General features: G+C 72.2%; 1 protein-coding gene. It reads right to left on the minus strand.

What is annotated here, in order from left to right:
- On the minus strand, window positions 1-6,971 hold a 6,971-nt coding region (locus ABT130_RS46470; RefSeq protein WP_350966332.1), incomplete at both ends, for an SDR family NAD(P)-dependent oxidoreductase.

A 6,971-nucleotide genomic window follows, 5' to 3' on the forward strand; every position in this document is an offset into this window, starting at 1 on the left:
TCCTCGGCCAGCGCACCAAGACCGGCCAGCACACCCTCACGGCCCTCGGCCAGCACCACCGCCCGATGCTCGAACACCGACCGCGTCGTCGCCAGCGAGAACGCGATGTCGGCCAGACCCAGACCAGCATCGCCATCCACGAACGCCGCCAACCGCTCGGCCTGCGCCCGCAACGCCTCCACCGACCGGCCCGACACCAGCACCGGAACCACACCCACAGCAGGCGCCCGGTCCTGCGAAACCTCTTCGAGTTCCGGAACCTCCGGCCCCTGCTCCAAGATCACATGCGCGTTGGTGCCGCTGATCCCGAACGACGACACACCCGCCCGACGCGGATGACCGTTCCGCAGCCACTCGGCCGGCTCGGTCAGCAACTCCACCGCACCCGAGGACCAGTCCACATGCGACGACGGCGCATCCACGTGCAACGTCTTGGGCAGCACCCCATGCCGCATCGCCATGACCATCTTGATCACACCGGCCACGCCAGCCGCCGCCTGGGTGTGACCGATGTTCGACTTGATCGACCCCAGCAACAGCGGCCGGTCCTCGTCCCGGTCCTGGCCGTAGGTGGCCAGCAGCGCCTGCGCCTCGATCGGGTCACCCAGGACCGTGCCCGTGCCGTGGCCCTCGACCGCGTCCACCTCGGTGGAGGACAAGCCCGCACCGGCCAGCGCCTGACGGATCACCCGCTGCTGCGACGGACCGTTCGGCGCCGTCAACCCGTTGGACGCACCATCCTGGTTCACCGCCGAACCCCGCACCACCGCCAGCACCTGATGGCCGTTGCGGCGCGCGTCCGACAGCCGCTCCAGCACCAGCATGCCCACACCCTCGGACCAGCCCGCGCCGTCGGCCGCGTCGGAGTAGGACTTGCACCGGCCGTCGCCGGCCAGCCCACCCTGCCCGGTGAAGTCGATGAACGGCCCCGGAGTGGCCATCACGGTCACACCACCGGCCAGCGCCAGCGAGCAGTCACCACCGCGCAGCGCCTGCGCGGCCAGGTGCAACGCCACCAGCGAGGACGAGCACGCGGTGTCCACCGTCACCGCCGGACCCTCCAGCCCCAGCGTGTAGGACAGCCGGCCGGTCGCGACACTTCCGGCGGTGCCGGTGCCCATGAAGCCCAGCACATCCGCCGGGAAGGGCATGCTGTTCGCGTAATCGTGGTACATCACGCCGGCGAACACGCCCGTGTGGCTGCCGCGCAGCGAGACCGGGTCGATCCCGGCCCGCTCGATCGCCTCCCAGGTGGTCTCCAGCAGCAACCGCTGCTGCGGATCCATCGCCAGCGCCTCACGCGGCGAGATCCCGAAGAACCCCGGATCGAACTCCCCCGCCTCGTGCAGGAAGCCACCCGCTTGGACGTAGTTGACGGCTCGTCCCTCGGTGCCCGGATAAAGCGCGTCACGGCTCCAGCCGCGGGTCGTCGGGAAGGGCGAGATCGCGTCCGCGCCCTCGGTGACCAGCCGCCACAGGTCCTCCGGAGAGGTGACTCCGCCCGGATAGCGGCACGCCATGCCCACGATCACGATCGGGTCGTCCGCCACCGGCACGATGGACGTGGGGATGATCGCGCCGGCGTCCTCGCCGAGCAGCTCGGCCAGCAGGAACTCCGCCAGCAGCGTCGGCGTCGGGTAGTCGAACACCAGCGTGGACGGCAACCGCAACCCGGTCGTACCGTTCAGCCGGTTGCGCAGCTCGACCGCGGTGAGGCTGTCGAAGCCCAGCTCGCGGAACTCCCGCCGCACCTCCACCGTACCGGGCGAGGCATGGCCCAAGACCATGGCCACCTCGGTACGCACCAGATCCACCAGGACCTCGGCACGCTCGGCCGCTGTGAGCGGAGCCAACCGCTGCAACAACGTCGCCGCCACCACCGAACCGGACGCCGCCGACCGCCGCCCACCCCGCACCAGACCCCGCAACAACGCCGGCACCGCGCCCTGCGCCCGCAGTGCCGACGGCTCAAGCCGGACCGGGATCAGCAGCGCACGCTCCAGCCCGGTAGCAGCCTCGAACAACGCCAGGCCTTGTTCCGGCGACAGTGGCGGCATCCCCGCCCGCGCCATCCTGCGCATTTCGGCGTCGTCCAGCGTGCCGGTCATCCCGACGTCCTGGGTCCAGGCACCCCAGGCCAACGAGAGCGCGGGCAGTCCCGCGGCCCGCCGCTGCTGGGCCAGCGCGTCCAGGAAGACGTTGGCAGCGGCGTAGTTGCCCTGCCCGGCGTTGCCCATCACCCCGGCGAGGGAGGAGAAGACCACGAACGCCGCCAGGTCCAGCCCCTGGGTCAGCTCGTGCAGATGCCAGGCGGCGTCGACCTTGGGCCGCAGCACCATGTCCAGCGACTGCGGTGTCAGCGAGGAGATGGTCCCGTCGTCCAGCACACCCGCCGTGTGAATGATCGCGGTCAGCGGGTGCCCGGCCGGGACCCCGGCCAGCAGGCCCGCGACCTGGTCGCGGTCGGCCATGTCGCAGGCCGCGATCGTGACCTCAACGCCGTGCGCGATCAGCTCGGCCTGCAGTTCCACGGCGCCGGGGGCGTCCAGGCCTCGGCGGCTGGTCAGCAGCAGATGCCGCACACCCCGCTCGGCCACCACATGCCGCGCGAACAACGCACCCAGACCACCGGTACCACCGGTGATCAACACCGTGCCCTCGGGATCCCAAGCCCGGGTACCGCCCTCGTTCAGGTCATCGCCAAGGTCGGAGCCGAGCGCCACCCGCGCCAGCCGCGGCACCCGCACCCCACCCTCGCGCACCGCCATCTGCGGCTCACCCAACGCCGACGCCGCGGCCAGCACCCCCGACAGCGCCGAAGGCGAGGACTCCTGCCCGTCCACGTCGACCAGCACGAACCGGCCGGGTTCCTCCCACTGTGCCGACCGCACCAGTCCCCACACGGCAGCGGCCGCCAGGTCCGCCACAGCCTCGCTCTCGCTCGCCGCGACGGCACCCCTGGTCACGAACACCAGCCGGGAGCGGCGACAGCGGTCATCGGCCAGCCACGCCTGCAGCAGGCCCAGCACCGCAGTGGTCAGCTCGTGAACCGATGCGACCACGTCGCCATACCCCGCGGAGCCGACCGCGACGGTCACCACCTCCGGCACCGTCTCCAGCGCCGCCAGCTCCAGTGCCAGTACCGATGTCGGAGTCAAGGTCAGCTCAACCGAGTCGAGCTCGGTGTCGACCGCTGCCGGCGTCTCGGGCGACGCCGTCCAGGTCAGCTGGAACAGCGAGTCCCGGTACGGGTCGCGGCCGCTGCCGGCGGCCAGCTGGCCGGCCGCGACCGGCCGCAGCACCAGTGACCGCGCCGAGAGCACCGGATCCCCGGCGGCATCCACCGCGATCACCGAGACCGCGTCGCCGCCTGTCCTGGCCAGCCGCACCCGCAGTACCGAGGCGCCAGCGGCGTGCAGGCACACCTCACCCCAGGAGAACGGCATCCGGCCGCTCTCGGCATCGTCCAGGCCGGCGAAGGTCACACCGTGCAGCGCCGCGTCCAGCAGCGCCGGATGCACCCCGAACGAACTCGCGCTCGACTGTGCCTGCTCGGGCAGGACGACCTCGGCGTACACCGCGCCGTCAGTCCCCCGCCAGGCAGCCCGCAGCCCCTGGAACACCGGCCCGTAATGGAACCCGCCCGCGGCGAACTGGTCGTACAACCCGTCCAGCTGGATGGGCGTAGCCTCCCGCGGCGGCCACACCGCCGCGTCGAAGCCGGCCATGTCGCCGGTGCGGGACCGGCCATCGGCCGCCACCAGCACACCGACCGCGTGCCGTACCCACGGCTCCTCGTCGGCGGCCTCGGCCGGCCGGGCATAGATGCTCAGGTTGCGGCGACCGGACTCCGCCGCCGAGCCCACCCACACCTGCACCACGACGGCGTCCCGCTCGCCCAGCACCAGCGGCGTGGTCAGGGTCAGCTCCTCCACCAGGTCACAGCCGACCTGGTCACCGGCCCGGATCGCCAGCTCAAGGAACCCGGTGCCCGGGAAGATCACCATGCCGCCCACCGCGTGGTCGGCCAGCCACGGATGCGACGGCAGCGACAGCCGCCCGGTCAGCAGCACTCCGGCCGAGTCGGCCAGCCCGACCGCGGCACCCAGCAGCGGGTGCCCGGTGGCGGCCAGTCCCGCGGCCGCCACGTTCCTCAGCTGGGAACCGGTGCCATCGGGCCAGAAGCGCTGCCGCTGGAACGCGTACGTCGGCAAGTCGATCCGGCGCCCGCCGCGGAGCACCGCCTGCCAGTCCACCGGCACCCCATGCACGTGCAGCTGCGCCAGCGCCGCCGTGATCGCGCTCTGCTCGTCCCGGTCCTTGCGCAGCACCGGCACCAGTACCGGATCGGCGTCGGAGAGCTGGGCCGGCGAGTCGGGAGCGGTGAGCTCGGCCAGGGTGTCCTGGGCCATCGCGGTCAGCACCCCATCCGGCCCGAGCTCCAGGTAGGCCGTCACGCCCTGCCGGTGCAGCGCCCGCACCGCGTCGGCGAACCGTACGGCCTGGCGGACCTGGTCCACCCAGTAGTCGGGCGAGCACAACTGCTCGGCCGTGGCCATCTCACCGGTCACCGTGGACACGATCGGGATCCGCGGCGCGCTGAAGGTCAGCGTCCGGGCCAGTGCCCGGAAGTCCGCCAGCATCGGCTCCATCAACGGCGAATGGAACGCGTGCGACACCCGCAACCGCCGGGTCTTGCGGCCCCGCTCCTCCAGCGCGGCCGCGAGTTCGAGCACGGCCTGCTCATCCCCGGAGATCACCACCGATGTCGGGCCGTTGACGGCCGCGACCGACACCTGCGTCGCATCACCGGCCGCCAGCAGCTCTGCGATCTCCGCTTCGGATGCCTGCACCGCCACCATGGCCCCGTGCGGCGGCAGCGCCTGCATCATCCGGCCTCGCGCGGCCACCAGCGCACACGCGTCCGACAGGGACAGCACCCCGGCCACGTGCGCCGCGGTGATCTCCCCGATCGAATGCCCCGTCACGACCTCCGGCCGCAGTCCCCACGACTCGACCAGCCGGAACAGCGCCGTCTCCAGCGCGAACAGGGCCGGCTGCGCCCACCCCGTCTGATCCAGCAACCCCGCTTCAGCCGTACCCGGCTGGGCGAACAGGACTTCGCGCAGCGGGCCATCGAGCAGCGGGTCCAGCTCGGCGATCACCGCGTCCAACGCCTCGGCGAACACCGGGAACCGGTCGTACAGCTCCCGACCCGTCCCGGCCCGCTGGCTGCCCTGACCGGTGAACAGCACCGCAGGCTTCGATTCGGCCGCGGTCGGCCCCTGCAGTACGCCCGCACCCGGCCGGCCTTCGGCCAGTGCCCGCAGGCCGGCCCCCAAACCCGCGTGGTCGGCGGCCACCACGGCCGCCCGATACTCGAACGCCGAGCGGGTGGTGGCCGTCGAGAACGCCACATCGGCCAGTCGCAGACCGGGGTCGCCGTCCACGTACGCCGCGAGCCGCTCGGCCTGCGCCCGCAACGCCTCCGCCGACCGGCCGGAGACCAGGACCGGCACGGCACCGTCCGACGCGGGGGGACGGCTCTCGAACTCCTGGCCCTCGGACTCCGCATCCTGCGCTTCGATCCGCTCGATGATCACGTGGGCGTTGGTGCCGCTGATTCCGAACGACGACACCGCCGCCCGGCGGGGGTGATCGGCCTGCGGCCACTCGGCCGGCTCGGTCAGCAGTTCTATCGCGCCCGAGGCCCAGTCCACGTGCGAGGACGGCTCGTCGATGTGCAGCGTCCTGGGCAGCATGCCGTGCCGCATCGCCATGACCATCTTGATCACACCGGCCACGCCGGAGGCCGCCTGGGTGTGACCGATGTTCGACTTCAGCGATCCGAGCAGCAGCGGCCGGTCCTCCGGCCGATCCTGACCATAGGTCGCCAGCAGCGCCTGCGCCTCGATCGGGTCGCCCAGCGCCGTGCCCGTGCCGTGGCCCTCCACCGCGTCCACCTCGGCGGGGGTCAAGCCCGCACCGGCCAGTGCCTGACGGATCACCCGCTGCTGCGAAGGACCGTTGGGCGCGGTCAACCCGTTGGACGCGCCGTCCTGGTTCACCGCGGAGCCCCGAAGGACGGCCAGGACCTGGTGGCCGTTGCGCCGCGCGTCGGACAGCCGCTCCAGGACCACCATGCCCACGCCCTCGGACCAGCTGGTGCCATCGGCGGCATCCGAGTAGGACTTGCACCGCCCGTCGGCGGCCAGCCCGCCCTGGGCGCTGAACTCCATGATCCCCATCGGCGTGGCCACCACGGTCACACCACCGGCCAGCGCCAGCGAGCAGTCACCCGCGCGCAGCGCCTGCGCCGCCAGGTGCATCGCCACCAGCGACGACGAGCACGCGGTGTCCACCGTCACCGCCGGCCCCTCAAGCCCCAGCGTGTAGGACAGCCGGCCCGAGGTCACGCTCCCCGCCTGGCCCGTCACCATGAAGCCACGGGCCTCGTCCGACGGGATGTAGCCGGAACCGCTGGCGCCGACGTAGACACCCGTGTCGCTGCCCCGCAGCGACAGCGGGTCGATCCCCGCTCGCTCGACCGCCTCCCAGGTGGTCTCCAGCAGAACGCGCTGCTGCGGATCCATCCCCAGCGCCTCACGTGGCGAGATCCCGAAGAATCCGGCGTCGAACTCCGCGGCGTCGGGCATGAAGCCGCCCTGGAAGTCCAGGTCGCCGTTCACCTGCCAGCCACGGTCGACCGGCAGCGGGGAGATGGCGTCGCGCCCCTCGGTGACGAGCTGCCACAGATCCTCGGGAGAGTGCACCTCGCCCGGATAGCGGCACGCCATCGACACGATCACGATCGGGTCGTCGGCCACCGACGCGATCGCCGTCGGAACGGCGACATCACCGTGCTCACCCAGCAGCTCGGCCAGCAGGAACTCCGCCAGCACCACGGGGGTCGGGTAGTCGAACACCAGGGTGGCGGGCAGCCGCAGCCCGGTGGCGGCGTTCAGCCGGTT

Source organism: Streptosporangium sp. NPDC001681 (assembly GCF_040298085.1).
Lineage (GTDB): Bacteria > Actinomycetota > Actinomycetes > Streptosporangiales > Streptosporangiaceae > Streptosporangium.